1 protein-coding gene and 1 pseudogene are annotated in these 757 nt (G+C 74.9%); both read right to left on the reverse strand.

The annotated features are described in order from the left end of the window. Nucleotides 1-40 precede the first annotated feature (40 nt). Nucleotides 41-481, reverse strand: a complete 441-nt coding sequence (locus G3I65_RS34005; RefSeq protein WP_160699730.1) for a hypothetical protein — start codon at nucleotides 479-481, stop codon at nucleotides 41-43. Then, nucleotides 465-757: pseudogene (locus tag G3I65_RS34010) on the reverse strand (hypothetical protein); the annotation flags it as partial. The gene G3I65_RS34005 and the pseudogene G3I65_RS34010, both read right to left, overlap by 17 nt.

Genomic DNA, 757 nt, shown 5'->3' on the forward strand with positions numbered 1-757 from the left:
CGGCCCGTGGCAGCCCGGCGGCGCCGCCTGAACCCCGCGGTCAGCGACGGCCGGCGGCCAGCACGACGAGGAACTGGCCGCCGCCCGGCTGGACGTCGGCGGTCACCGGAAGTCCCGGCAGGAGCCGGGAAAACCGGTCCACCAGCCAGTCCGCGGCCTCCCGGGCGTCCTGCTCGGTCGGGCACCGGGCGACCGTTTCCCGGCCGCCCTTGCGCTCCAGCCGTCCGGCCACGGTGATCAGCGGTGCGGGTTCGGCCACGTGCAAGCGGTCCGGCCAGGCGATGACGACCTTGACCGCGCCCTTGCGCGTGTTGCACCCGCGGTGCGCGAGCCGTTCGGGCACCTTCGCCTTCCGGTCGGCGGTCCGGCTGTCGACGCTGGGCCCCCGCGGGTCGTTCACCGACATGTCCGGGTCGACCGGTTCGTCGCACACCCAGCAGCGCCAGCCGTCGCGTTCGGCCACGTCATCGAGAAGACTCACCGGGGCAAGCTACTTCAAGGAGCGTGCGGGCGACCAGTTCGGGGTCCGTGAGCGGCACGTCGTGCGGTCCGTCGACCGCCCGCGTCGCGTACCCGACGGACTCCCCGAACCGCTCGAACGGGTACGTCGGCGGCCGGCAGTGCACGGCCGTTCCGGGGACGCGGCCGACCGCGCCGCCCAACCGCGTGGGTTCGGTGAACGTGCGCAGCGGCTGCGGCCGCAGCCGTTCCGCCAGCCAGGCCGCCTGATCCGGGTCGGTGACGCCGAACGCGGCCG

This window comes from Amycolatopsis sp. SID8362, from assembly GCF_010550475.1.
GTDB lineage: Bacteria > Actinomycetota > Actinomycetes > Mycobacteriales > Pseudonocardiaceae > Amycolatopsis > Amycolatopsis eburnea.